Genomic DNA, 23,105 nt, shown 5'->3' with positions numbered 1-23,105 from the left:
GGTTTCCTTTTCCTGTTTCGATTTCCGGAGGTGATATGGCATTTCTAGACGACGGCTCCTGGAGCCCTGAAGACGCCCAGCGGTTCTACGAACTGATCGGCACCGGCTCGGCCGAAACCGACCTGGTCATGCTGATCGAGAACAAGGGTGCGCCAGTCGAAGGCGAGCTCGACCGCCCCTTCGACGACGGCAAGGCGCGCATGAACATCGGCGGCTACTACTGGTCGGTGCAGGTGCCCGAGTCTTCCAGCCAGAACCAGGTCGTGCCCAACAACCTGATCGTTGCGCGTCGCAGCGACGCGGCCACCGCCACCATCGCCAGCCTGCTGCGCGCGCAGGAAAAAGACCTGAAGGTCGTCATCAGCGCCTTCAAGTCGGGCGGCGACGAGCGCTCGCCCGATGCGCAGTCGACCTTCGAGCTGGTGCTGGAGAACGCGCGCATCTGCCGGCTGGTGCTCAACTCCGGCGGCCACTGGGGCGTGCCCTCGGAGCTGATCTCCATCAGCTACCGCACGGTGAAGGTCAAGTCGGCACCGCAGAAGACCACCGGTTTGCGCGGCGCGGTGCGCGAATGCCAGTTCACCCGCGCCTGAGCCTCATCACCCCACCCAGGAGCCGCACACCATGACGACCGCCGCCGAATTCCTCAAGGCCGCCGATCCGGCCGCCGCCCTCAAGGCCCTGAGCGACGACGTGCGCGCCAAGCCTTCCGACAGCAAGCACCGCGTGTTCATGGCGCAGCTGCTGTGCGTGCTCGGGCAGTGGGAGCGCGCGCTCAACCAGCTGACCGTTGCGGCCGAGCTCGACGCGCTGGCCGTGCCCATGAAACAGGTCTACGGCGAGGCCGTGCGCTGCGAGGGCCTGCGCGCCGAAGTGTTCGCCGGCACGCGCACGCCCATGATCTTCGGCCAACCCGACCAATGGCTGGCGCTGCTCATCGAGTCGCTGCTGCGCCAGGGGCGCGGCGAGAGCGAACTGGCCGAGGACCTGCGCCAGCGCGCCTTCGACGGCGCGCCCGCCATCAGCGGCACCATCGACGGCGCACCCTTCGAATGGCTGGCCGATGCCGACATGCGACTGGGCCCGGTGCTCGAGGCCTTCGTCAACGGCAAGTACTACTGGATTCCGTACGCGCGGCTCGCGCACATCAAGATCGAACCGCCCGAAGACCTGCGCGACTGCGTGTGGATGCCCGCGCACCTGCAGTTCGAGAACGGCGGTGAAACCCTTGCGCTGATTCCCACGCGCTACGAGGGCACAGAGAAGGTGGAAGACGGCGAGCTGCGTCTCGCGCGCAAGACCGAGTGGCGCGAGCTGCGCCCCGAAGTCTGGGCCGGCTACGGCCAGCGCGTGCTCGGCAGCGACGCGGGCGAGTACGCGCTGATGGACGTGCGCGAGATCCTGTTCACGCAGGCCAGCGAAAGCGCTGCAGAGGCCGGAGAGGCCGAGGGCAGCGTCGATGGCTGAGCTCACCGCGCAGGAGCGGCTGCAGCCCTCGCTGCTCGATCGCCTCGTCGACAACGCACCCGACGAAAAGCGCGAGGGCGACGAGAAGCGCACGCTGACCAAGCAGGCGCTGCGCCAGGCCGTGCTGCGAGACCTCGGCTGGCTGTTCAACGCCACCGGCTACGGCCTCTCGATGGACGACAAGCAATACCCGAATGCGGCGCGCTCGGTCATCAACTACGGATTGCCTATGCTGTCTGGCCAGTTCACCTCGTCGGTGCAGCGTGTCAGCATGGAACAGGCTTTGAAGAACGCAATCCTGCAGTTCGAGCCGCGCATTTTGTCCCGCACACTCGAAGTGGAACTCGTCATGGAAGGCCCGGCACTGGACTCCCACAACAGCATCGGCCTGCAGATACGCGGCATGCTGTGGGCACAGCCCGTGCCGCTGGAGTTCCTGATGCGAAGCCGCGTTGACCTGGAAGAAGGACGCATCGAGATAGTGGACATGGCGCAAAACCCAAGGTGAGTCCCGCATGGACCCTCGGCTGCTGAGCCTGTACGAACAGGAGCTGCGCTACTTCCGCGAAAGCGCTTCCGAGTTCGCGCGGGCATTTCCAAAGATTGCGCATCGACTTGGCATCGAGGGCCAGGAAGTGGCCGACCCGTATGTGGAGCGGCTCATCGAGGCAACGGCGTTTCTTTCGGCACGGGTGGGCCTGAAGCTCGACGCCGAGTACCCGCGCTTCACGGGCCATTTGCTCGACATCGTCTATCCGCACTTTCTTTCGCCCACGCCGGCGATGGTGGTCGTGTCTTTCGTGCCCGACCCCGACGACGCGAACCTTGCGACCGGCCCCACGTTGCCGCGCGGCAGCGGACTGCGCGCACGGCAAGCGGTGGGTCAGAACACGCATTGCGAATTCCGCACGGCCAGTGCGCTGCGCATCTGGCCCATCGAAGTGCAGCGCGCGCAGTACTTCACCTACGCGCCCGACCTGCCGCTGAACACGCACCCGCAATCGCGCGCCATCCGCGGCGGCCTGCGCATTGCGCTGCATGCCACGGCCGGCCTGAACTTCAGCCAGATCGCACTCGACGATCTGGTGCTGCACTTCGGCGGTGCCGAAGACGTGGCCTGGCAACTGCATGAATGCGCGCTGGGCCAGCCCATCGGCGTGCTGGTGCGGCCGCTCGCGCCCAGTGGTGTGCTGCAAGGCGTGGCGCAGAGCCTGCCGGCCAGCGCCATCGGCGCGGTCGGCTTCGAGGAGGACGAAGCGCTGCTGCCCACCACCGCCACCGGCTTCTCGGGCTTTCGGCTGTTGCAGGAGTACTTCGCGTTTCCGCAGCGCTTCCAGTTCGTGCGCATCGGCGGGCTCCAGGCGCTGCTCGCGGCCATGCCGGTGACCGACGTCGAAATCGTGCTGCTGTTCTCGCGCGGCGACGCAGCACTCGAAAAGCTGGTGAGCGCCGACAACGTGCAGCTGCACTGCGTGCCCGCCGTCAACCTGTTCAGCAAGCGGCTCGACCGCGTGCCCATGACCGAGGGCGTGAGCCAGTTCCACCTGGTGCCCGATCGCACGCGCCCCCAGGACTTCGAGGTGCACACCATCACCGAAGTCATCGGCCACGGCGCGCCCGGTGCCGATGCGGTCGCGGCCGAGCAGCCTTTCAGGCCTTTCTATTCGGCCTTTCACGGCAGCCGCAACAGCCACCCGGCCTACTTCACGACCACGCGCGAGCCGCGCATGCTGTCGGTGCGACAGCGCACCGAGGGCAACCGCAGCAGCCACATCGGCTCCGAGGTCTACATGCAGATCGTCGATCCGCAGCAGGCGCCGTATGCGGCCACGCTGCGGCAGCTGGCAGTGACGGCGCTGTGCACCAACCGCGACCTGCCGCTCTTGATGCCGCTGGGCCGCGAGAACGACTTCGACTGCGTCGATTCATTTCCCGTGCAGCGCGTGCGCATGGTGCGCGGGCCGTCGCGGCCGGTGTCGCCGGTGGTGAGCCAGGGGCTGGGGTGGCGCGTGGTCGATCACCTTGCGCTGAACTACCTGTCGCTGTCCGACAGCACGCCGGAGCAGGGCGCGGCCGCGCTGCGCGAAACGCTGATGCTCTATGCCGTGCATGCCGACGAGATGCGCCAGGGCCAGGTGCGCGGCCTGCTGTCGGTGAAGTGCAAGCCGGTTGCACGCCGCCTGCCGCTGAAGGGACCGATCGCTTTCGGGCGTGGGCTCGAAGTGACGCTCGAAGTCGACAAGGACGCCTTTCATGGCCACAGCGCCTTCCTGTTCGGGGCCGTGCTGGCGCGCTTCCTGTCGCGCCATGTGGAGGTGAACCATTTCGTCGAGACCGTGCTGCGCATCGCGGGCAAGGGCGAGACCATGCGCTGGAGGCCGCTGTGCGGGACGCGACAGATTCTGTGAGCACCCGCGTCGACAACGCGCTGCGCGGGTGGTCCGCGGAGCCGTGGTCGTTCGACTACTTCGCGGTGATGCGCCGGCTGGAGTCCGTCGCGAAGACCACGCCGCGCTGGGGCCGCGCGCTGCTGCCGAGCGCCGAGCCGGTGCGCGTGGGGCAGGAGCCATCGCTGTCGTTCGCGCCCGCGAGCTTCAGCCGCTTCGAGCCCGCCACAGCCTATTCGCCGCCGCGCCTGCGCCAGCACTTCTTCAGCTACATCGGCCCCAATGGTCCGCTGCCGGTGCACCTGAGCGACTTCATTCGCGAGCGCAGCCTGAACCACGGCGACCCGACGTGGCTGGCCTTTCTGGACAGTTTTTCGCACCGCTTCTCGCTGCACTTCTATCGCGCGTGGGCGCAGTCGCGGCCGGCCGTGGCGCTCGACCGGCCGGGCGAAGACCGCTTCCGCCTGCAGGTCGGTGCGCTGGTCGGCATCGGTACGCCGGGCCGCGTGGACCGCGACGAGATCCATGACGACGCGCGCCTGCATTTCTCGGGCTGGCTCGCGCGCCGCGTGCACAACGTGGAAAGCGTGGAGTCGGTGCTGTGCAGCTACTTCGGCGTGCCCGTGAAACTGGAGCGCTGGGTCGGCCACTGGATGAGCCTGCCGGTGGCAGAGCTCACGCGGCTGGGGCAGGGCGAGAGCTCGCGCTCCATGGGCATGGGCGCCATGCTCGGCACCCGCGCCTGGGACCGCCAGCACCGCGTGCGCCTGCACCTGGGCCCGCTCACGCTGGAGCAGTACCGGATGTTCCTTCCCATCGGCAATGCGCGCCCCGTGCTGCAGCGCTGGATGCAGCAACTGCTCGGCGACGAGCTCGAGTGGGACGCCGAGCTGGTGCTCGAGAAGGCGCAGGTTCCGCTCACGCGCCTTGGCGACGCGAAGGGCAATGCACCGCGCCTGGGCTGGGTGTCGTGGCTCGGGCAGCGCAAGCGTTCGCGCGATGCGGCGGACGTGCGCATCGGCAACCAGTCTTTCAACAAACCCATCTTCATTCGTTCAGAAGAGATACGGAGTCCCTCATGAGTGAAATCAGCCGCACCGCCCTTTTCGGCAAACTCAACTCGCTGGCCTACAAGGCCATCGAAGGCGCCACCGTGTTCTGCAAGATGCGGGGCAATCCGTACGTGGAGCTGGAGCACTGGTTCGCCCAGCTGCTGCAGGCGCAGGACTCCGACCTGCACCGCGTGATCCAGCACTACGGGCTCGACGTGTCGGTCATTGCGAAAGACATGACCACCGCGCTCGACCGCCTGCCGCGCGGCGCCACCGCCATCAGCGACTTTTCTCCGCACATCGAGAACGCCATCGAGCGCGCGTGGACCTATGCCACCCTGCAGTTCGGCGAGGCGCAGGTGCGCACCGGCTACATCCTGGTGGGCATGCTGAAGACGCAGAGCCTGCGCAACCCGCTGTTCGGCTTGTCGAAGCAGTTCGAGAAGGTCAAGGTCGAAGACCTGGCCGACAACTTCGCGAAGATCTGCGATGCCTCGCCCGAATCGCAGATGCGCGCGCAGGACGGCACTGGCATGGGCAGCGGCGCACCCGGCGAAGACTCGGGCGCGATGGCTCCAGCCGCCATGGGCAAGGGCGATGCGCTGAAGAAGTTCGCGGTCGATCTCACCGAGAAGGCCAAGAAGGGCGAGATGGACCCGGTGACCGGCCGCGACGAAGAGATCCGCCAGATCGTCGACATCCTCATGCGCCGCCGCCAGAACAATCCGCTGCTCACCGGCGAGGCCGGCGTCGGCAAGACGGCCGTGGTCGAAGGCTTTGCGCAGCGCCTCGCACGCGGCGACGTGCCACCGCAGCTGAAAGACGTGAAGCTGCTCACGCTGGACATCGGCCTGCTGCAGGCCGGCGCGAGCATGAAGGGCGAATTCGAGCAGCGCCTGCGCCAGGTGATCGACGAGGTGCAGAGCTCGCCCACGCCCATCATTCTGTTCATCGACGAGATCCACACACTGGTGGGTGCGGGCGGTGCGGCAGGCACGGGCGACGCGGCCAACCTGCTGAAGCCGGCGTTGGCGCGCGGCAACCTGCGCACCATCGGTGCCACCACCTGGGCCGAGTACAAGAAGTACATCGAGAAAGACCCGGCGCTCACCCGCCGCTTCCAGGTGGTGCAGGTGCCGGAGCCCGACGAGACCAAGGCGATCCTGATGCTGCGTGGCGTGGCCAGCGTGCTGGAGAAGCACCACCGCGTGCAGCTGCTCGACGAGGCCATCGAGGCGGCCGTGAAGCTGTCGCACCGCTACATTCCCGCTCGCCAATTGCCCGACAAGGCCGTGAGCCTGCTCGACACGGCCTGCGCGCGCGTGGCCGTGTCGCAGCACGCGACGCCGCCCGAGGTGGAAGACTGCATGCGCCGCATTGAAGGGCTCACGGTCGAGCAGGAAATCATCGGCCGCGAAGAAGCCATCGGCATCGACGTGACCAAGCGCGCAGCGCAGGTCACCGCGCTGCTGGCCGAATCGAAGGTGCAGCTCGATGCGCTGAATGCGCGCTGGCAGGAAGAAAAGGGGCTGGTCGACCGGCTGCTCGAATTGCGCAGCAAGCTGCGCGCGGGCAACAAGCCGGTGGATACGCCTGCTGCTGCCACCGATGCGGCACCAGCCGCCGCCGAGCCCGCGCACGACCGAGCCGCGCTGCTCGCCGAGCTGCACGAGCTGCAGGCCAGGATCCACGCGGTGCAGGGCGAGTCGCCGCTCATCCTGCCTTCGGTCGACGAGCAGGCCGTGGCCTCGGTGGTCGCCGACTGGACCGGCATTCCCGTCGGCCGCATGGTGAAGAACGAAGTGGAGGCTGTGCTCAAGCTCGCCGACACGCTCAACCAGCGCGTCATCGGCCAGAAGCACGGGCTGGAAATGATCGCGCGCCGCATCCAGACATCGCGCGCGCGGCTCGACAACCCGCAGAAGCCGATCGGCGTGTTCATGCTCTGCGGCACCTCCGGCGTGGGCAAGACCGAGACCGCGCTTGCGCTGGCCGAGGCGCTGTACGGCGGCGAGCAGAACATCATCACCATCAACATGAGCGAGTTCCAGGAGGCGCACACCGTCTCCACGCTCAAGGGCGCGCCTCCGGGCTACGTGGGGTACGGCGAGGGCGGCATCCTGACCGAGGCCGTGCGCCGCCGCCCCTACAGCGTGGTGCTGCTCGACGAAGTGGAGAAGGCCCACCCCGACGTGCACGAGATCTTCTTCCAGGTGTTCGACAAGGGCTGGATGGAAGACGGCGAGGGCCGCATGATCGATTTCAAGAACACGATCATCCTGCTGACCACCAACGCCGGCAGCGAGCTGGTGATGAGCATGTGCCGCGACCCCGAGTTGCTGCCCGACTCCAACGCGCTTGCCGATGCGCTGAAGGCGCCGCTGATGAAGGTGTTCCCGCCCGCGCTGCTGGGCCGCATCGTCACCATTCCCTATTACCCGCTGTCGCCCGAGATGATGAAGAAGATCGTGCGGCTGCAGCTGGGGCGCATCAAGAAGCGCGTCGAGACCAACCACGGCGTGCCCTTCGAGTACAGCGAAGCGGTGGTCGAGCAGGTGGTCGCGCGGTGCCAGGACCCGGAGTCGGGTGGGCGCGTGATCGACGCGATTCTTACCAACACCGTGCTGCCTACGATTTCTGTCGAGTATCTGCAGCGTCTGGCCTCTGGTGGGGAGATCCGCCGTGTTGCGCTGGACGTGAAGGATGCGGACTTCACTTACGCGTTCGACTGAGATGTCGTCTTGCTCTTTTATTCGCTGCGTTGGTTCGGGGTGCGATCACGCCGACGGGGTGCCTTGCTCCGCGAATGTCCCCCGGCCTGCGGCCTCCTCCTTTATTTCGCTGCGCAACGCACCCCATCGGCGTGATCGTTGTTCGCATCGGTGGTTGATCGGCCGGCACCACAGCCGCGTCCATGTGCGAATGGCATCGGGTGCTCCCCGCAGCGAAATAAAGGAGGAGCCGAAGGCGGGGGACATTCGCGGAGGGGAGTACCCGGTGTCATTCGCACGCACCCCGAATGTCTTCCTGACTGACTGACTGACTGACACGCCACCACCATCAAGAGAAAAAAATGGCCGACCACGAGTTCCGCATAGAAAGCGATTCACCCGCGAAGGACGACCTGATGTTCTGGCGCATCGTCGGCCACGAGGCGCTTGCGCGTCCGTCGGCCTACGAGCTTACGGTGATCTCGCAGAACAAGGCCATCGAGGCCAAGGACATCCTCGGGCATGCCTTCGACGTGGTCATCGAGTTCCAGGATGCCGACGGCGGCACGCACGAGCGCCACTGCCAGGGCCATGCCGTGCGCTTCGTGCGCGCCGGCCACATGGGACGACACTACGAATATCGCATCACCCTGCGCTCGTGGTTCTGGCTGCTCACCAAGCGCGCCAACTCCCGCATCCTGCAAGAAAAGAAAGTGTTGGAAGTGCTCGACGCCGTGTTCGAGGACAGCCCCATCAAGCGCTTCAAGAAAACCAAGGCCGACAACGTCGTAGGCACCCACAACCCGCGCCGCTACTGTGTGCAGCACCAGGAAAGCGACTACCAGTTTCTCTCGCGCCTGCTCGAAGACGAAGGCATCTACTACTGGTTCGACGCGCACGACGCCCCCGGAACCATGCACCTTTCGGACGCCAGCGACATGGCGCACGACAAGCTGCCCGCTGCCGACACCCTGCGCCACATGGCCACCAACGCCGCCGAGCCGCGCTTCAACGAAATCTCGCGCTGGGTCAGCGGGCGCCAGTTCGACACCGGCAAGCATGCCTCGCGCGACAGCGACTTCAAGGCCATCAAGAAAAAGCTGGGCGCCGACATCGACGCCTCGGACGACCACGAGCTGGCCAACCTGGAGCTGTTCGAGTTCCCGGGCGGCTACTTCACCGGCGATGAAGCCGAGACCCGCGCCAAGCTGCGCGGCGACGAACTCAACGCGCGCCGCGACCGCCACTGGGCCGTGACGCCGTGGCCCGACGTCACCGCCGGGCGCGGCTTCAAGTACGAGGGCGACCCCGACGGCACGCGCAACGGCGACTACGTCATTGCTACCTGCACCTTCGTCGCCAGCCACCGAGGCTACGAGGGCGTGAGCGCCAGCGCCGCGGCGCGGCCCGTGCACAACGCGCTGGCCGACGTGCTGCGCGACGACGCGGTGAACGCCGACACGCTGCCGGTGCTCGAAGAGCTCATCGCCGCCACGCCCGCGCTGGCCGCCGCGCAGACCGGCAACAGCATCTTCCTGCTCACCGTGATGCCGGCCGATCGCCTGTTCCGCGCGCCGCGCCTCACGCCGCGCGTGACCATGCCCGGCCCGCAGACCGCCATCGTCGTCGGCCCCAAGGGCGACGAGCTGCACGTGGACGACCACGGCCGCGTGAAGGTGCACTTTCACTGGGACCGCTACGACGAGAGCAACGAGAAGTCGACCTGCTGGGTGCGCGTGTCGCAGCCCTGGGGCGGCAAGGGCTGGGGCGGCTACTTCATTCCGCGCATCGGGCAGGAGGTGATCGTCGACTTTCTCAACGGCGACCCCGACCGGCCGATCATCGTCGGGCGCGTCTACAACGACGAGCAGCCCATCCCGTACAAGTCGCCCACGCAGAGCGGCTTCAAGACCCGCTCCACGCCCGGCGGCGGCCCTGCGAACTACAACGAGATCATGTTCGAGGACAAGAAGGGCGAGGAGAACATCAACATCCACGCCGAGCTCGACATGAGCCGCAGCGTGGAGCGCGACGACTCCACCACCGTCGACCGCGACCAGACCGTCACCGTCAAGCGCGACCAGACCAGCCTGGTAGACCGCGACCGCAAGAGCACCGTCACGCGCAACGACACCAACATGGTGGTGGTCGACCAGAAGAACACGGTCAAGGGCAAGCAGAACAACCAGGTGGTTGGCACTCGCACCACCTTCGTCGACAGCGACGACAAGACCATGGTCACGGGCACCAGCCTGAGCGACGTGACAGGCGCGCGCACCGACACCTCGCGCGCCGGCGAAACCCGCAACGTCACCGGCAACCAGACCATCACCGTCAGCGGCAACGTCACCTACAAGGCCGCGAAGATGAGCTTCGAGGCCGCCCACATCGACTGGCTGGTGACGGGCTCCAACTCCAAGTACATCACCGTGCCCAGCGGCCCGCTGGGGCTGATGGCCGACAAGATCAAGCTGATAAGCAACACCAAGATCGAGATGATGGCGGTGGGCGACATCAACGCCACCTCCATCGGCTCGAACACCACGGTGCTGGGCTCCAACTCGAGCGGCTATATCGGCACCAACAGCGAAGCCAACATGGGCGTGACCCGCTCGACCTTCATCGGCATGAGCATCGAGAACGCGCTGGCGTTGGCCATGGCCAACGTGCTGGGAGTGAACATCGAGAACACGGCGGGCGTGAAGCTGACCAACTGCGCGGCGCCCGACATCGCGGCGGTGGCGATGGATGTCAAGCAATCGGCGCTGCACACCTTCACGCCGGGCGCCGGTGGCGCGGGCGCCGGGGCGGCCGCGGTGGCCGGCGGCCTGGCCGCCGTGGCGGGCGCCGCCTCGGCCTATGTCGACATCGGCGCCACGCTCAAGCAGTACGCCGATGCGGCCGAGGCCCTGGGCAAGGCCGCCGACGACGCGCATGCCGAAGGCCTGCACAGCCTGGAAGACCGGCTTCGGTCGCTGGCGGGCAAGGCCAGCAACCGGCGCTTCGACGCCATCCTCGGCCTGGTGCCGATCATGGGGCTGGGGTTGCCGATCGCGGAGGTCTTTACCAGTGACCCCAGCGGCACCGCCGATCTCGGCAAGGTCAACAACGCCGTCGAGCCTGACGGCTCGGCCCGGCCGCCCGCAGAGCGCGAGCCCGAAGACGACTAGCCGGGGCGCCGAATGCAAGTTCTCAAGCCCCAGGCGCTCGGCCTCTCGACGCGGCCCATCGAGTTCCGCAAGCGGTTCGGACTCAGCGTCAGCGCGTACCTGCACCTGCCGTTCGCGCAGGGCGAGCGCGGCACGCTGTGGGCCGAGCAGTCGATGTGGTCTTTTCTTGCGAAGGAAATGGCGCAGCCGCTGATCGACGAAGGCGTCGCCAAGCTCACGCCCGAGTTCCTGGTGCACGGCAAGGCCTTCGCGCCGACCGACCGGCCCGATGCCTGCGCGGTGCGCGCGCGCTTCGGCGCGTGCGAGAAGACGTTGCTCGTCTTCGGCGAGCGGCACTGGGAGGGTACGCGCGCCACCGCGCCGCAGCCCTTCGAGTCGCTGCCGCTCGACTGGGCTGCCGCATACGGCGGTGCCGATTTCGCGCAGAACCCGCAAGGCCGGGGTCGGCAGGCACGCGACGGCGTCCTGTGGCTGCCGAACACCGAGTTGCCGCAAGACCGCCTGCTGAGGCCCGACCAGGCCATTGCGCCGGCCGGCTTCGGCGCGCTCGACCTGATGCATCCGCAGCGCGCGCAGTACCGCGGCACCTACGACGCCGACTACCTGAAGCTGCATGCGCCGGGCTTTGCGCCCGACACCGACTGGCGCTACTTCAACCTCGCGCCTCCCGACCAGTGGATGGCCGCGCCTCTCGCCGGCGGCGAGCCCTTCGCCTTCGACAACATGCACCCGGAAAAGCCGCGCATCGAAGGCCGCCTGCCGGGCCTGCGCGCGCGCGTGTTCGTCGGCTACAGGATTGCCGGCAGCAGCGAGCCCAAGGTGCGCGAGGTGCCGTTGCGGCTGACCACCGTGTGGTTCTTCCCGCATGCGGAGCGCTGCATCGCGATCTTCCAGGGGCTGGCCGAGGTCGGCACCGACGACGGCTCCGACGTGGCCAGCCTGATGGGTGCGGTAGAGCGCACCGGCGAGCCGCGCAGCGACGCGCATTACCTCGAAGCTGCGGCCAAGCGCGCAGACCCGAAGATGGGCCCCGTCTACGCCATCATCGACAGCGACCTGCTGCCCGAAGGCATCAGCACGCTCGACCCCGACGTCGAAGCCGCCAAGGCACCGTTCGGCATGGACGGCCTGCAGGGCGAGGCGCAGTACCGCCGGGCCGAGATGGACGTCGAGTTCGCGCGCGACAAGGCCGTGGAAATGGGCAAGGACCCCGACGCGCTCGGCATCAGGATGCCGCCGCGCGAGAAGGTGCCGGTGGGCGATGAGCTGCCACCGTACCTCGAGAAGAAGATGAAGGAGGCCAACGCGCAGGGCTGGGCTGCCGTCGAAGACGCCGTGACCGTGCTCGAGAAGGCACTGGAAGCGGCTGAGCAGCACCGCATCGACCTCGCCAAGGTGCAGCACCGCGGGCCGCCGCTCTACCACGCCGAGAAGCATCTGGCCGAGATGCAGGCGCAGGCGGCAGGCAGCACCCGCAAGGTCGACCTGACGCCGATGTTCCCCAAGCTCTGCGAACTCGAGGAAGTGCAGCGCAAGGGCTACCTGCAGTCCGCCCATGTGCAGCCGCCGGCCTTTGCGATGCCGGCCGATGCGGCAGCGGTATTGCGTGCGGAAATGACGCGTGCCATCGCGGCCGGCATCAAGCTGTTTTCGCGCGCCGACTTCACGGGCGCCGACTTTTCTGGCCTCGACCTGCGCGAGGTGAACTTCGAAGGCGCATGGCTGGAGAGCACCAACTTCAGCAATGCCAATCTCTCGGGCGCCACTTTCGCGGGGGCGGTGCTCGCGCATGCGAACCTGGAAGGCGCCATTGCCATCGGTGCCAGCTTTCGCGAGGCCAACCTCGGCAAGGCGCGGCTCGCGCGCGGCGTGTTCGACGGCAGCGATTTCTCGCAGGCCATGCTCATGCACTGCGCCTTCGGCGGCACGCAGATGCGGCGCGCCAACTTCACGAAGGCCCAACTGCTCGAAACCACCTGGGGCGAGGCAGATTGGACCGGTGCACTGCTCGCGGGCCAGGTCTTTCACAGGCTCGACCTGAAGGGCATGCGCTGGCCCGAGGCCGACCTGTCGGCCTGCAACTTCATCGAGTGCGACCTCACGGGCGTGGACATGCACGACGCCACGCTCGCAGCCGCCACCTTCGTCACCTGCAAGCTCGACGCCGCCCGGCTCATGGGCGCGAAGTGCGCCGGCGCCGTGGCCGTGAAGGGCACCAGCCTCGCCGATGCCGAGATGGGCCTGGCCGACCTGCGCAACTTCAACTTCGGCGCCTCGGACCTGCGCGGTGCGAAGCTGGTGCGTTCCGTGCTCGACGGCGCCAACCTCTGCGATGCGCGGCTCGACGGGGCCGACCTGCGGCTGGCCAGCGCCAAGGGCGCCCTGATGCGCAAGGCCATCTGCACCGGAGCGCTGCTGTCGGGCGTGAACTTCAGCGACGCGGTGTTCCAGTCGGCCGACCTGCGCGGTGCCGACCTGCGGCGCAGCAACCTCTTCGGTGCCGACCTCAGCCGCGTGCGGCTCGACGGATCGACCAGCTTCGACGGCGCGTTGCTCCAGCGTGCGCGCACGTGGCCCAGGCTCACTCCTGAACAGCAGGCTGCAGCATGACACCGCAACTGCTCGCCATTGCCGTTGGCGTCGGAGAGACGCTGGAAGGCCTCGACCTGCGCAAGGGCCAGTTCGCGAAACTGCCGCTGGGCGGCGGCGTGTTCTCCAAGGTCAACCTTGCCGAAGCCGACCTGCGCGCAGCAGACCTGCGCGAGACCGTGTTCGACCAGTGCGACCTGCGCGGCGCGCTCGTCTCGGGCGCTAACCTTCGCAAGGCTGTGTTCAATCGCTGCCTGCTCGACCACGTCGATCTGCGCGAGGCCAACCTGCACGGTGCGGTGTTCACCGAATGCGACCTGACGCACGCGCAGCTGGCCGGCACCGTGCTCACCATGGCCACCGTCGCGAAGTGCCGGCTCGACCATGCGGTGCTGCGCGGCGCGCAGCTCGACTCGGCGGTGTTCAGCCAGTCGGTGCTGCTGGATGTGTGCGCCGACGACACCAGCTGGCACTACACCGCGGTGAACGAGTGCGACCTGTCGCACCTCACGTGGACCGGGGCGCGCATGCTGCGCAACGTGTTCTTCAAGACCTCGCTGAAAGGCATGTCGTTCGCGGGGCTGGAGCTGGAGGGTTGCCAGTTCTCGTCCACCGACCTGGGTGGCGCGGACTTCAGCGGCATCGTGCTGCGGCAGTGCAACTTCCAGGGCGCGCGGCTCGATGGAGCGAAGTTCGCTAAGGCGGTGGCGCCCTCGTCGATCTTCTGCGAGGCGGGCGGCACGGGGTGCGACTTCTCCGGCGCGAAGCTGAGGCAGGCGCTGTTCACCGGGGCCGTGCTGCCGCAGGCCAACTTCTCGGGCTGCGACCTGTACCAGACGCACTTCGCGGGCGCGAAGCTGCGCGGCGCCAACTTCACGGGCGCCGAACTCACCTATGCCGATTTCCGCCATGCCGACCTGGGCACCGCCGACCTGCGCCACGCCACGCTGATGCGCACCGTGCTGCATGGCGCCAATACGGAAGACGCGCAGATGACCGACCGCGCACGCGCCATCGAGAGCGACCCGGAGCTGGAGAAATCCGAGCGCTGGCAGCCGCTGGTCGCATGACGCCACATCGCAGCCACACCACATCGAAGCCAAGCAACGGAGGAAAAACACCATGAAGACAAGCAGCCTGAAACCAGCGCCCGCCCAGGCCATCACTGGCCAGTGGTGCGTCGGCGTGCTTGGCCTCGACGAGGTCGGGGCGCCCGTCGTCGACAGTGGCGGCCTGCGGCTTCGCACGCGGCGCGCGGCGAGCTGCCTGCTCGAACCTGCCGCTGGCGACAGCGTTGCCTGCCTGCGCATCGCGCCCGACGAGGTCTGGGTCATGGCCGTGCTGCAGCGCGAGGAGGGCACCGCCAACGTCGTCAGCTGCGAAGGCAACAACATGCGCATTGCCGTGGAGGGCGGCCGGCTCGAACTCGCGGCCGAAGAGCTCGACGTGGCCACCCAGCGCACGCGCCTGGCCACCGACACCGCAGACGTCGTCGGCCGCCAGCTCACCGTGGTGGGCACCGGCATCAAGCTGGTCGGCTCGGTGCTGTCCTCGGTGATGGACCGCGTGCAGCATTTCAGCAAGCACTACCTGCGCACCACCGACGGCATCGACCGCGTGGCGGCCACGCATCTGGAGTGCGAGGCGAAGCAACTGCTGCGGCTCGAAGGCGAGCACACGCTGGTGAACGGCCGTGAGCTCATCAAGGCGCGCGGCGCGCAGATCCACTTCGGCTGAAGCGAAAAGGGAGAACAGGAAATGTTCGCCAACTGCCAGCTGATGGGCACCGACATGGGCTTTCCCGATGTCTGCATCACGCCCGCCGCGCCGTCGCCCATTCCGGTGCCGTATCCGAACATCGCGATGGGGCCGATGGCGATTCCGAACTGCCCCACGATCCTCATCATGGGCGGGCCGGCGCACAACCTCGGCACCACCATTCCCATGACCAACGGCGACAACCCGGGCGTGATGCTGGGCGTGGCCTCGGGCACGGTGATGGGGCCGAGCCGCCATCTCACCGGCGCCTTCACTGTGCTGTGGATGGGCATGCCCGCGTCGCGGCTTACCAGCACGTCGCTGCAGAACAGCACCAATTGCCCCGGTGTGCGCACGGTGCCGAGCCAGCCGCTGGTGCTGTTGCTGGCGCCGTAGGCGGAGGTGGCTGCGCGGCCGCACGGCGGTGCGGCTCGCGAGGGAGGGGAACGCAAAAAAAGGGACGGGAAGCATGGCCGATCACAAGTTCAGCATCCAGGGCGATTCGCCCGTAGTCGACAAGCTCATGTTCTGGCGCATCGTGGGCCACGAGGTGCTGGCGCGCCCCTCGGCCTACGAACTCACGGTGTTGACTGACAACGAGAGCATCGATGCCGCGGACGTGCTGGGCCGCTCCTTCGACGTCGTGATCGAATTCGCTGATGCCGATGGCGATACTCACAAGCGGCACTGCCAGGGGCATGCCGTGCGCTTCACGCGCGTGGCACAGAGTGGGCGCTTCCTCGAATACCGCATCAGTCTGCGCTCGTGGTTCTGGCTGCTGAGCAAGCGCGTCAACGCACGCATCCTGCAGAACAAGCCGGTGCTGGGCGTGATCGATGCCGTGCTCGACGACAGCCCCATTGGCAGCCTCAAGAAGCTCAAGGCGGGCGGCGTGGTCGGCCCCCATGAGCCCCACGTGTACTGCGTGCAATACCGGGAGAGCGACTACCAGTTTCTTTCGCGCCTTCTGGAAGAAGAGGGCATCTACTACTGGTTCGACGCGCACGACGCGCCCGGCACCCTGTACCTGTCGGACAGCAGCACGCTGGCACACGAGAAACTGCCCGTTGCCGATACGCTGAACCATGCAGAGCGCGGTGCGTCGGAAGGGCGCTTCAACGAGATCACGCGCTGGATAAGCTCGCGCCAATTCGAATCGGGCAAGTTCGCGTCGCGCGACCGGGACTTCAAGGTCATCAGCAAGCAGCTGCGCGCCGACAAGGGCGATCCCGACACGCACGAGCTGTCGGACCTGGAAGTGTTCGAGTTCCCGGGCGGCTATCAGTCGGGCGACGACACCGACAACCTCGCGCAGCTGCGGCTCGACGAGCTGATCGGCCGGCGGCAGCGCCATTGGGCATTGACCAGCTGGCCCGACGTGACGGCCGGGCGCAGCTTCGCGTTCAAGGGCGACCCCGACGGCAAGCGCGACGGTGACTACCTGATCGCGGCCTGCACATTCGTCGCGAGCCATCCCGGCTACGAGGGCGCGAACTTTCCCGAGAGCCGGCGTTCGATCGACGTCGTGCTGCACGACGCGCTGGCCGACGACCCCGTCAACACCGGGCTGGGCGAACTGGTGGGCGACCTGATCGCCGAGACGCCGGCGCTGAGCACCGGCCAGCGCGCGAGCAGCAGTTTTTTGCTCACGGTGATTCCGCTGAAAACGCCCTGGCGCCCGCCCCGCCTGACGCCGCGCGTCACCATGCCCGGCCCGCAGAGCGCCATCGTCACGGGCCGCAGCGGTGAGCAGATCTGGACCGAGGAGCACGGCCGCGTGAAGGTGCAGTTCCACTGGGACCGCTACGGCAAGAACGACGAGAACAGCTCATGCTGGGTGCGCGTGTCTCACCCCTGGGCCGGCAAGAGCTGGGGCGCGATCAGCATCCCGCGCATCGGCCAGGAAGTGATCGTCGATTTTCTGGATGGGGACCCCGACCAGCCCATCATCGTCGGCCGCTTCTACAACGGCGAATCGATGGCGCCCTTCGGCCTGCCGGCCGGCGCCGTGGTGAGCGGCATCAAGTCGAACACGCACAAGGGCAAGGGCTACAACGAACTGTCGATGGACGACACCGCCGGCAAGGAGAAGGTGACCATCCACGGCCAGTACGACATGAACACCACGGTCGAGAACAACCAGACGACCACCGTGCACAACAGCCGCACCGACACCATCGACGTGGATGACTCGGAGAGCGTGGGCAACAACCAGAAGCAGCACGTGGGCGTCGACCAGACCGTGTCGATAGGCTCCAACCGCAGCGAGACGGTGGGCGGCACCGAGACCATCGTCATCACCGGCCATCGCACCGAGACCGTGAACGGCGGCGAGACCGTGACCGTCAACGGCGGGCGCAGTCATACCGTGAATGGCATGCAGACCACCACCATTTCTGTGGCCGAGGCGCACACCGTTGGCGCGGGCCGCATGCACAGCGTGGGCGCGGGCGAGGCCATCAACGTGGGCGGCGTGCAGACCGTGAGCGTCGGCGGCGCGCAGATGGTCAGTGTGGGCGGCGTGCAAAAGGTGAGCGTGGGCGCGCTGCAGTCGATCTCCGTGGGGGGCCCGCACAAGCTGTCGGCCGCGGTGATCTCCGAGACATCGAAGGGGCCGATCAAGATCAAGGCGGGCGCGATCTGCATGGTCGAGGCGCCCACCATCATGCTCAAGGCGGGCGGCAGCAAGATCGTCATGAACGCCAGCGGCATCACCATCAAGGGCGCCAAGATCACCATCAAGGCCGACGGCAGCGCGTCGTTCAAGGCTGGTGGCTCGATCAAGATCAAGGGCTCCAACCTGGGGGAGGACTGAGCCGTGGAAGACCACACCGATCTCCAGAGCGCGCGCAGCGTGCTGCACAGCGTGGCCGCCTGGTCGAAGCTGTCGGGCCAGGGCGTGGCGGTGGCCGCCTTTGCCGGCTTCGATGCCGAGGGGCGCTTCCTGGTCACGCTGGGCGATGGCATGACACCGGTGCAGGCGCTCTCGACAGTGGGCCTGGCGCCTGGTGATGCAGGCGCGGCGATCGTCGTGGCCTTCGAGCAGGGCGAGGTGCGGCACCCGGTCATCGTCGGACGCGTGCAGCCGCTGCGCACCGAAGCGCCACCGGCACTCGATGCGCGCGTGGATGGCGAGCGCGTCGTGCTGCAGGCGCGCGAGCGCATCGAGCTGCGCTGCGGCGAGGCCAGCATCGTCCTCACGCGCGCGGGCAAGGTGCTGATCAACGGCAACTACGTGCTCACGCGCTCGCGCGGTGCGAACCGCGTCAAGGGTGCCTACGTGGGCATCAACTGACGAACGAGGCACACGCCATGTGGCAGCTCGAAAACCGCACACCCTATGCCGCCGAACGCACCTGGGTGCGCGACCGCGACGGAGCGGAGATCTGGCTCGTGGCGGTGAAGTGCAGCTTCGATATTTCGCCTGATGGCGAGACGAGCGTTGCTCCCGAACAACCACCCGTCGCGCAGGCGCCCGTCTTCGTCGACGAGGCCGCGCCGCAGCCCAGCCTGCTCTACGAGATGGACCTGGTTCGCACCAAACTGACGACCGACGTGCTGTTGATCGGCAATGCGCATGCGCCCGGTGGAGTGCCCGTGACGCAGCTCGACGTGGGCCTGCGCGTCGGCCCGATTGCCAAGCGGCTGCGCGTGACCGGCGACCGCGTGTGGCTCGGCGGCGCGCCATCGGAGCCCGAGCCTTTCAGCACCATGCCGCTGGTGTGGGAGCGCGCATACGGCGGTGTCGATCCGTGGACGCGCGATGCGCCGTTGCCGCAGTTCGATGTGCGCAATCCGGTGGGCACGGGCTTTGTGATGGAGGCTGCGCATGCGGAAGGTGTGCGACTGCCGAATATCGAGTATCCGGATCAATGCGTGCGGGCGTGGAGCGACCGGCCGGAGCCTGCGGGCTTCGGGCCGCTGTGCAATCACTGGCAGCCGCGCGCGGGGTTTGCGGGGACGTATGACGAAGCGTGGCAGCGGGATCGGTTGCCGCTGCTGCCGGTGGATTTCGATGACCGGCACTATCAGTGCGCGCCTGTGGACCAGCAGGCGCCGCAGTTTCTCGTGGGCGACGAGCCGGTGCTGATGGTGCATCTGGCGCAGCAGTCCGAGATCCGCTTCGCGCTGCCTCGTGTACTGCTGGGCTTCGAAACCTTCTTCTCCGACGGCATGCAGGTGCTGCATGAGCGACCGCAGTTGCACACGGTGATCCTCGAGCCGGCAGTGATGCGCGTTTCGTTGGTCTGGCACAGCGCGTTGCCTTGTCATCCCAAGGTTCATAAGCTGCTGAAGACGCGCATCGTCGAGAAACGGCTACTGCGCCTGGGCGAGACCGTGCCCGAGCAGGCGGTGGAGGCCTGAGCATGGCCGGCAACGCATTGCAGATCCTCGGGCTCGGCGCCAGCACGCCGATAGGACGCAATGTGTGGGCCAGCGCCGCGGCTGCGCGCGCTGGCGTGTGTGGCTTCTCCGAGCACCCGTACATGGTCGACACGGCCGGCGAGGCGATGCGTATCGCGCGAGCGCCCTGGCTCGACGTGGGCCTCGACGGTGCCGCGCGCCTGGGCGCGCTGCTGCTGCCGGCCATCGAGGAGGCGTTGGCACCGTTGACGGAGCTTGGCGGAAACGTGTCGCCGCGCATCGGCCTTGCATTGGCGCTGCCGCCGCCGCGCCCCGGGCAGCCTGATGGCTTGGCCGATGACGTGTTGGAGGCCATGCGGGAGCGCATGGGTGATCGATTCGTCCGCATTGCGCGCTTCGAAGTCGGCCATGCAGCAGGCCACATGGCCGTGGCCGCCGCCGAGGCTGGTTGTGTGCGCGATGCCTTCGATGCATGTGTGGTGGCGGGCACTGATTCATATCTCGCACCCGAGACGCTCGAATGGGTCGAAGCCTGCGATCAACTCCACGGCGGCGGCCCGCTCAACAATGCCTGGGGCTTCATCCCCGGCGAGGCCGCTGGCGCGGTGTTGCTTGGCACGCCCCGCTTGGCTCAGCTGAGCGGCATCGTGCCGCTCGGGGAACTGGTGTCGGTTGGCATCGGCATGGAGTCCAAGCTCATCAAGACGGACGCGGTGTGCATCGGCGAGGGCTTGACCCAGGCCTTCCGCGCCGCGCTGCGGGCCCTCGCGCCTGGCGAGCAAGTGCACAACGTGTTCTGTGATCTCAACGGAGAGCCCTACCGGGCCGACGAGTTCGGCTTTGCCACGCTGCGCAACGGAGAACACTTTCGCGCAGCATCGGATTTCATCGCGCCAGCCGACTGCTGGGGTGACGTGGGTGCGGCGGGTTCGCCGCTGCACATGGCGCTGGCTGTCATCGCCAATCGCAAGCGCTACGCCAAGGGGCCGCTGTCGATGATATGGGGCAGTTCCGAGTCGGGCGAACGCGGGGCGGTGCTGGTGCGCTGCCCCGAACCGATGAGAGGCTGAGTCATGCCGCTCACCATCAGGGTCAACGGCACCAGCCTCACGCTGGTCCACAAGTTCAGCATCGGCATCAGCACCGCGACCATCCCCGACGTGTGCAAGACGCCGAGCCCCGGTGGTCCCGTGCCGGTCCCCTATCCGAACATCGCCAACTCGATCACGCTGTCGAGCGGCACCAGCACCGTCAAAGGCGACAAGGCGATGGCCGCGAACAAGGGTTCGAAGTTCGCGCTGTCCAACGGTGACAACGCAGGTGTGGCGGGGGGCGTGAAGTCCAGCACCTTCATGAAGGAGGCAACCTGGATCCTCTACTCCTTCGACGTGAAGATGGACGGCAAGAACACGGCCCGGCTCACGGACAAGATGTTCCACAACTCGGAGAACGCGGCGAATCTGGGTGGGGTGGCGCAGCAGCCGCTGATCGACGAAGTCGGTCAGGCCATGGCCGACAAGCTCTGCGATGCGGCCTGCAAGGCAATGGAGAAGAAGAAAAAGAAAGACGCAAAGGCCAAGAACAAGGCCAAAAAGAGCAAGAAGAAGCCGAAACCGTCGACGAAAAAGTTCCAGAACGAGATGCGCAATGTGTTGGATCCCAAGAAGAGCGGGCAACGAGGAAATCAGCCAGGGTTGATCACGGAGGCTTCGCAGGATCTTGCTGGAGGAGACTTCATCGGGAAGTGGGGTGCTGCAACCGGCTCGGGAAAGGGGTGCGCCAGGTGGGACATCGTGTTGGTCGGTGTCAAGAAGGTATCCAAGAAGTTGGTGGAAAAAGGAAAGTTGATGCTCAAGGACGTGTTCAAGATCATCGAGGTCAAATTTCCGGGGGACAGCCCGACTGACAATCAGAAGAAAATGCTGAAGATGTCACCTAAGACGGACAAGAAGGTCTTTGAAATGAGACCTGCGGAACACTGCATCTGCTCCTGAAAGGTCGAGAACCATGGAATGGCACCGATTCACTCTCGCGAAGGGCGACCATGTACTGGCCATGCCGTGCGTCGAGGCCGTCGCATTCGTCAACGGGCTGCCGGGTAATGGCGGCGCAGGTTTCGCGAGATTCCTGAATGACTTCGCCCACAACTTCGGCGCACGGCTGCGTTTCTATCGCACTGGAGACATGAAGCGCTTTCGCGCCTTTGACGTGCAAGCGTTTGAGGGGCCGGCGCATTGGTTTGCTGACCCGCGTCTGCTGGCCACCAACATGCTCAGCTTCCGTGTGCACAGCGGCGAAACCGCTCGCGATGTGTGTCCACCGGCCTTGGATATGACACTAGCAGGCGCCTTCGAGCCGCCGCGCTTCGTACTTCGAATGATCTTGCCGGTGGAGTGGGGTGATGAGCCACAGCAAGTGGTCAGCCTGGTTCAGGCCGCCTTGGCAGAACTGCCGCTTGACAGCGGGTACTGCGGATACTCCCTTGTCTGGGAAGAGACAGATACGGCGCTTGAGGAGAAGGTCTTCGCTTGGGCCGCCCCTCTGCATCGTCGTCATCCGGGCCTCGGCTATGGTGACGCCGTCCGCTTGTCGAATGCGGTCGACCAAGGCGTGGTGGCTGTCAACTGGCTCACGTTTCTCGGTGCTGATTTGGTGGCTGCACTGGGCGGGCGTGATGCGTTGGCGAACAACGCTCCTGCGGAGGTGTCGGTGCTTCCGCTCGGCCAGGGCGGTGTGATCCTTCGCGCAGGAGAGGCGCCGAAACTGGGCGACCTGAACCGCAAGGATCGGTTGCCGGCCTACCATGCTGTGGGCCGCCTCGTCGAGCCCGTGCGGGCGCCCGACGAGGCGCTGGATGAGCTGGTGATCAAAGGTATGTCCGACGAGGCTGCGCATGACTGGCTTCGACGTTTCTTCGTCTGAGCGCTATAGCGGCCCGGTTCTGCTTCGGGCCACGCTGGAGCGTGGTCCCGAAGGATCGGTCGAGCTTGTTGAACGGCGTATTCGCGTCTTTCTTGATGCGGTCGACGCAGGGTTCTTCTTCCCGGGGAGGCGGCTTCCTTCGGCGCCGGTCGAGCTTCGCGCCGCTGGCGCGTCGGTACAGGCGTGGCTGCAAGTCGAGGAGCTCCCTGTCACGGCCCTGGATGTGCTGGGCGGCATGCTGGCGGATTGCCGCCAACACGAAGTCCATTTCCATGCGGCGCGTGCCGTGCTGGGCCAGCGCGAGCTTGACTTGCTGAGCGAGAGAGGCGTGCGTCCGGCCGCTCCGGAGGAGCCGCCGTTCGAAGTCGAGTTCCCTGATGACATGGGCGGCAACTACGCATTGCTGGTCGAGATCGAATTCGCGCAGCCGGTGCGGCCCGAGGTCGGGCAGGGTTTGCTCGAAACCCTTGCACTTTGGGACGCATTGACGCTTGCGTATCCCAACGATCCCGACGAGGCGGTGGAAGTCAGCGGCGCGCAAGCCATGTTCAACGACCCGCGCACGATCCACTATCACGAATGGATCTGGGACAACGCGGACGCCGAGGCGTGGGATCTCATCATCAATCTCTGCTGCGCCTGGCACGAGACACTGCCCATCGTGCGGCTGCACTTCGAGTAGGA

18 protein-coding genes are annotated in these 23,105 nt (G+C 66.7%); all 18 read left to right on the top strand.

All coding sequences use genetic code 11. The features are described 5' to 3' along the window. Positions 1 to 35: 35 nt before the first annotated feature. The 18 genes from AC07O3_RS20875 (at position 36) to AC07O3_RS20790 (ending at position 23,103) form a co-directional block, all read left to right on the top strand. The gene (locus AC07O3_RS20875) at positions 36 to 593 is read left to right on the top strand and encodes a type VI secretion system tube protein Hcp (protein ID WP_093058742.1); all 558 of its coding nucleotides are present in this window, start codon (positions 36 to 38) and stop codon (positions 591 to 593) included. Between the two features lie 31 nt (positions 594 to 624). Then, positions 625 to 1,467 (top strand): type VI secretion system accessory protein TagJ, encoded by an 843-nt coding sequence (locus AC07O3_RS20870; protein ID WP_489014644.1) that lies wholly within the window; start codon positions 625 to 627, stop codon positions 1,465 to 1,467. After that, a complete protein-coding gene (gene tssE, locus AC07O3_RS20865) occupies positions 1,460 to 1,975 on the top strand; it encodes a type VI secretion system baseplate subunit TssE (protein WP_093058744.1) in 516 nt (171 codons plus the stop codon). The genes AC07O3_RS20870 and tssE overlap by 8 nt, the downstream gene beginning before the upstream one ends. A gap of 7 nt (positions 1,976 to 1,982) precedes the next feature. After that, entirely contained in the window at positions 1,983 to 3,875 is a 1,893-nt protein-coding gene (gene tssF, locus AC07O3_RS20860; protein WP_495340243.1) for a type VI secretion system baseplate subunit TssF, read from the top strand. Beyond that, complete coding sequence (gene tssG / locus AC07O3_RS20855; protein WP_256216773.1) at positions 3,872 to 4,936, top strand: type VI secretion system baseplate subunit TssG; 1,065 nt, start codon at positions 3,872 to 3,874, stop codon at positions 4,934 to 4,936. The genes tssF and tssG overlap by 4 nt, the downstream gene beginning before the upstream one ends. Beyond that, the gene (tssH, locus tag AC07O3_RS20850; RefSeq protein WP_489014640.1) at positions 4,933 to 7,638 is read left to right on the top strand and encodes a type VI secretion system ATPase TssH; all 2,706 of its coding nucleotides are present in this window, start codon (positions 4,933 to 4,935) and stop codon (positions 7,636 to 7,638) included. The genes tssG and tssH overlap by 4 nt, the downstream gene beginning before the upstream one ends. Positions 7,639 to 7,979: 341 nt before the next feature. Further along, positions 7,980 to 10,787: a type VI secretion system Vgr family protein gene (locus AC07O3_RS20845; protein WP_495340242.1), complete on the top strand. Its 2,808-nt coding sequence runs from the start codon at positions 7,980 to 7,982 to the stop codon at positions 10,785 to 10,787. Between the two features lie 12 nt (positions 10,788 to 10,799). Further along, a complete protein-coding gene (locus tag AC07O3_RS20840) occupies positions 10,800 to 13,397 on the top strand; it encodes a DUF2169 family type VI secretion system accessory protein (protein ID WP_495340241.1) in 2,598 nt (865 codons plus the stop codon). Continuing rightward, positions 13,394 to 14,446: a pentapeptide repeat-containing protein gene (locus AC07O3_RS20835; RefSeq protein ID WP_495340240.1), complete on the top strand. Its 1,053-nt coding sequence runs from the start codon at positions 13,394 to 13,396 to the stop codon at positions 14,444 to 14,446. The genes AC07O3_RS20840 and AC07O3_RS20835 overlap by 4 nt, the downstream gene beginning before the upstream one ends. A gap of 52 nt (positions 14,447 to 14,498) precedes the next feature. Next, positions 14,499 to 15,113, top strand: coding sequence for a DUF3540 domain-containing protein (locus AC07O3_RS20830; RefSeq protein WP_495340239.1), 615 nt, complete (start codon positions 14,499 to 14,501; stop codon positions 15,111 to 15,113). A 21-nt stretch (positions 15,114 to 15,134) separates the two neighbouring features. Continuing rightward, positions 15,135 to 15,530, top strand: a complete 396-nt coding sequence (locus AC07O3_RS20825) for a DUF4150 domain-containing protein (RefSeq protein ID WP_093058752.1) — start codon at positions 15,135 to 15,137, stop codon at positions 15,528 to 15,530. 73 nt (positions 15,531 to 15,603) lie between these two features. Further along, complete coding sequence (locus AC07O3_RS20820; RefSeq protein WP_495340238.1) at positions 15,604 to 17,949, top strand: type VI secretion system Vgr family protein; 2,346 nt, start codon at positions 15,604 to 15,606, stop codon at positions 17,947 to 17,949. Between the two features lie 3 nt (positions 17,950 to 17,952). After that, positions 17,953 to 18,429: a DUF6484 domain-containing protein gene (locus tag AC07O3_RS20815; protein ID WP_426391306.1), complete on the top strand. Its 477-nt coding sequence runs from the start codon at positions 17,953 to 17,955 to the stop codon at positions 18,427 to 18,429. A gap of 17 nt (positions 18,430 to 18,446) precedes the next feature. After that, positions 18,447 to 19,499 (top strand): DUF2169 family type VI secretion system accessory protein, encoded by a 1,053-nt coding sequence (locus tag AC07O3_RS20810; protein WP_495340237.1) that lies wholly within the window; start codon positions 18,447 to 18,449, stop codon positions 19,497 to 19,499. Positions 19,500 to 19,501: 2 nt separating this feature from the next. Beyond that, a complete protein-coding gene (locus AC07O3_RS20805) occupies positions 19,502 to 20,569 on the top strand; it encodes a hypothetical protein (RefSeq protein ID WP_495340236.1) in 1,068 nt (355 codons plus the stop codon). A 3-nt stretch (positions 20,570 to 20,572) separates the two neighbouring features. Then, positions 20,573 to 21,493 carry a PAAR-like domain-containing protein gene (locus tag AC07O3_RS20800; RefSeq protein WP_426391309.1) on the top strand — a complete coding sequence of 307 codons (921 nt, stop codon included), beginning with the start codon at positions 20,573 to 20,575 and terminating at the stop codon, positions 21,491 to 21,493. 13 nt (positions 21,494 to 21,506) lie between these two features. Beyond that, on the top strand, positions 21,507 to 22,421 hold the full coding sequence (locus AC07O3_RS20795; RefSeq protein ID WP_495340235.1) for a type VI immunity family protein: 915 nt from the start codon (positions 21,507 to 21,509) through the stop codon (positions 22,419 to 22,421). Then, positions 22,393 to 23,103: a hypothetical protein gene (locus AC07O3_RS20790; protein ID WP_495340234.1), complete on the top strand. Its 711-nt coding sequence runs from the start codon at positions 22,393 to 22,395 to the stop codon at positions 23,101 to 23,103. The genes AC07O3_RS20795 and AC07O3_RS20790 overlap by 29 nt, the downstream gene beginning before the upstream one ends. Positions 23,104 to 23,105 lie beyond the last annotated feature (2 nt).

It is taken from the genome of Variovorax sp. GW821-FHT09D05, from assembly GCF_059416325.1.
Note: the sequence above shows the minus strand (reverse complement) of the source record. Positions and strands in the feature narration are given on the sequence as shown.